The sequence below is a fragment of the Eubacterium sp. CAG:161 genome (genome assembly GCF_000432355.1).
Classification (GTDB): Bacteria; Bacillota; Clostridia; order Lachnospirales; family Lachnospiraceae; genus Eubacterium_G; species Eubacterium_G segne.
This window is the reverse complement of sequence record NZ_HF991856.1, coordinates 14,563-18,353: the sequence shown is the minus strand read 5'-3', so window position 1 is coordinate 18,353 and position 3,791 is coordinate 14,563. Positions and strand designations below refer to the sequence as shown.

Sequence of the window (3,791 nt, the reverse complement as noted above, 5' to 3'; positions counted from 1 at the left end):
GCAGGGGCTATTCAGCCGCAACATAAAAAGCAGGGATTTCATGCAACGGGAACATGTGGGACGGTTGGTTGCACATTAGCAATTGCTGTTTTATTAAAGTATAGTAGAGAAGAAATGATGAATGCTATGTGTGCTGCGGCGACGTCGGCGGCAGGATTGTTAGAGGCAATAATGGGTCAGTCTCAGCAAAAACCGTATAATGTAGCTAATGCAGCAGTAAGCGGCATGAATGCTGCAATGTTTGGCAGATATTTTTCCGGACCTAGTGATGTTTTAGGCGGAGACAGGGGATTCCTTAGAAATTTTAGCAATGAAGTAAATGAGGAATATTTATTAAGAGATAATGATGATATGTTAATTAATGGTATATATATGAAACCATATGCGGCATGTAGACATTGTCATGCTCCAATAGAGGCCGCAATTAAATTAAACAATGATAACCACATAAAATTGGGTGAGATAAAGGATATTATTATAGAAACCTATGGACTTGCGGTATATGGGCATGACCACAGGAATATTGAAAATTCTAATGCGGCAAAAATGAGTATACCTTACAGTGTTGCAGTTGCATTGATTTATAAAAGTGCAGGTATGGATATGTTCACGGAAAACATGATACAGGATAGTTTAGTTAACGGGTTGATGAATAAAATACAAGTTAGAGAAAAAAAGGAACTTTCTGTACAGGTACCGCATAAACGTAGTGCTATTATAACCGTAGTTTATGGTGATGGGACAAGTGAAAGCGTAAAGGTTGATTATCCGAAGGGAGAGCCGGAAAATCCAATGGAATATGATGAAATATTGAAAAAATATATGGGATTGATGAAGTATTCCGGAAAGAGTGAAGAGATGGCTATAAGGGTATGGAATTTAATATGGAAAGAAGAAAGTGTAAAAATTGGTGAGATATTAGACAATGTAAACAAACAATAACTAAAATATACATTTAATATAACGGAGGTCGGACATGAAAGAAACTAGAGAATTTTTGAAGTCAATAGGAATGCCGGAAGGAGATGCTTATGACCTTCCTACATCTGAGAAAAGATTCCATGATGGAGGACAGTACCGCTTTGAGGTACCGGGAATACAGAGCCCTAAAGTAATGGAAGCATTGCTAGATGAAATGGACAAGTATCAGATAAGTTTACATAGAGTAACCCAGACAAAGGGTATTATGATGTTGACAGATAATGAAATAATGGAAATGGTAAAACTGGCAAAGGATTACGGAACGGACTTGATTCTGGCAATAGGTCCAAGAGCCACAACAGATACAAGTGCCTCAGTAAACACCCCGGAAGGTGTAAGGATGGGATACAGACTTCGTGGTCAGGAACAGATTGTAAGAGCCGTGGAAGACGTAAAAAGGGCAGCAGCCTTTGGATGCCGTTCATTTTTAGTATATGATGAAGGATGCTTATGGCTTCTCAATGAAATGAGAAAAGCAGGAGAAATACCGGCAGATTGCCATTTTAAGATTTCAGCTCATGCAGGACACGGAAATCCATGCTCAGCTAAGTTACTTGAATCCATTGGAGCTAACTCAATTAACCCTGTAAGAGATATCCAGTTACAGATGCTTGCAGCAATGCGTCAGGCAATAGACATACCTATTGATATTCATACTGAAAATCCTAAGTCAACAGGAGGCTTTATAAGACATTACGAAGTGCCTGAAATGATAAGAATTGCAGCACCTATTTACTTAAAGACAGGTGGCTCTGTGGCAAAAACACATAGCTGGGACAGCTCGGAAGCAGATGCAAAGCAGAGAGCAAAACAGGTGTCACTGGTTAAGAGAGTTATAGACGCGTATTATCCTGAGGCAATACAGTCACCGAAAGGCAGTATAAGGTAACAATATAAGATGTAAAAGAGAGAAATGTCATGGCATATGTAAGAAATGAGAATCTGGAAAATATAACAGTGAAATTGTTGCAAAACTGGGGAGTGCCAACAGGGCAGGCAGAAGTTATTGCCGACACAATTGTTTATGCTCATAGACACGAAAAGCATACCCACGGGATAACAAGAATGTCTATTTATCAGAGAAAAATAGAAAGCGGTTTAATGTCAAAGGAAACGGTTGTTAGCAAAATAACAGATATAGGTTCTATTACGGTTTTAGATTGCAATGACGGATTTGGACAGGTAGCTGCTTATGAAGCAATGAAAAATAGCATACATAAAGCTGGAACAATGGGAATGGCAGCTACTTTTGTAAGAAATAGCAATAATTTTGGGGTAGCAGGATATTTTGGAGAAATGGCTACAAAAGAAGGAATGGTAGGAATTGTCCTAACCAGTTCCGGACCGGCAGTTGCACCTCCGGGGGGGACAAAGTCAATATTTGGAACCAATCCCGTGTGTTTCGCGTTCCCGACAGAAAAAGGTAATATCATTTTAGATATGGCAATTAGTGAGGCGGCAAGAGGAAAAATACGACTTGCTCAGAAAAATGGTGAAAGAATACCTTTAGGATGGGCGGTTGATTCACAAGGCAATCCCACTAATGACCCGGAAAAGGCATTACAGGGAAATATGTTGGCAATTGGAGGAATAAAGGGATTTGGCCTTGCTATGGTAAACGATATTATGGCAGGTTTGTTAAGTGGATCTGCATTTGGGGGAGATATAAAACCGTTGGGATATGGAGAAGGACCGTCAAGACATGGACATGTGTTAATAGCTATAGATATATCAAAACTTATGGATATTAATGAATATTATGTAAAAATAGATAAGCTAATAAAAAATGTCAAATCATGTGGTGAAAGCGGAAAAATATTTATGCCCGGGGAAAGATCTGCGAAATATGCAAAGAAAAATGAAACTAAAGTGGATTTAAAAATAAATCTGATAGAGGAATATAATCAGTTAACAGCCAAATTCGGGATTAAGGAAAAATTAGAAGTTATTAAATAAAGGAGTGGATAAAGATGGAGAAGGTAGCACTTGTTTTAGGAGGGACAGTTCCTCACATGGAACTAATATTACAGCTTAAGAATAGAGGTTATTATACCATATTGATAGATTATCTTGAAAATCCGCCGGCGGCAGATGCTGCTGATGAACACATAGTAGAAAGCACTTTAGATAAAGAAAAAGTATTGGAAATTGCAGTAGAGAGAAAGGTGGAATTGGTAATTAGCGGTTGTGTGGATCAGGCAAATATATCGGCATGCTATGCTATGGAAAAACTGGGAAAATATGTTCCTTATAGCTATGAGATTGCAAGAAAAGTAACAAACAAAGGCTATATGAAGGAAGTAATGTTTAGGGAAGGTATTCCGACATCTAAGTATGTATATGTTGAGCGGGGGCAGGAAGTACCTGATATGAGTAATATGAGGTACCCTTTAATGGTAAAACCTGCTGACAGCAATTCAGCAAATGGTGTAAAGAGGGCAAATAATAAAGAAGAGATGGAAAAATATTTAAGTGAGGCATTGAAAATAAGCAGAAATGGAAGAGGCATAGTTGAAGAATTCGTTGAAGGCATGGAAATCAGTGCGTATTGCTTTATTATAGATGGCAGGGCACACCTTTTAATGACAGCTGAGAGAGTCAGCGTGACAGAAGGAAATGAAAAGGTAATTAAATGTTATGCATCTGTTGCTCCAGCAAGAATATCAGAAAAGGCTAAAGAAAATGCAGAGAAAATAGCAACTCAAATAGCACAGGCGTTTAATATATACAACTCGCCACTTTTTTTTCAGGGCATAGTAAGAGGAGACGATATATTTGTTATAGAATTTGCACCAAGAGTGGCAGGGGGG

The 3,791-nt window shown here is 38.4% G+C and carries 4 protein-coding genes; all 4 read left to right on the top strand.

Translation table 11 applies throughout. The features are described 5' to 3' along the window. The first annotated feature begins 9 nt into the window (after nucleotides 1-9). Nucleotides 10-942 carry an MmgE/PrpD family protein gene (locus tag Q5O30_RS03365; protein ID WP_302674558.1) on the top strand — a complete coding sequence of 311 codons (933 nt, stop codon included), beginning with the start codon at nucleotides 10-12 and terminating at the stop codon, nucleotides 940-942. 34 nt (nucleotides 943-976) lie between these two features. Next, nucleotides 977-1,870 carry a hypothetical protein gene (locus Q5O30_RS03360; protein ID WP_021952346.1) on the top strand — a complete coding sequence of 298 codons (894 nt, stop codon included), beginning with the start codon at nucleotides 977-979 and terminating at the stop codon, nucleotides 1,868-1,870. Between the two features lie 29 nt (nucleotides 1,871-1,899). Beyond that, the gene (locus tag Q5O30_RS03355) at nucleotides 1,900-2,937 is read left to right on the top strand and encodes an Ldh family oxidoreductase (protein ID WP_021952345.1); all 1,038 of its coding nucleotides are present in this window, start codon (nucleotides 1,900-1,902) and stop codon (nucleotides 2,935-2,937) included. Between the two features lie 14 nt (nucleotides 2,938-2,951). After that, nucleotides 2,952-3,791 (top strand): ATP-grasp domain-containing protein (locus Q5O30_RS03350; RefSeq protein ID WP_302674552.1); only part of this gene is annotated, 840 nt, incomplete at its 3' end.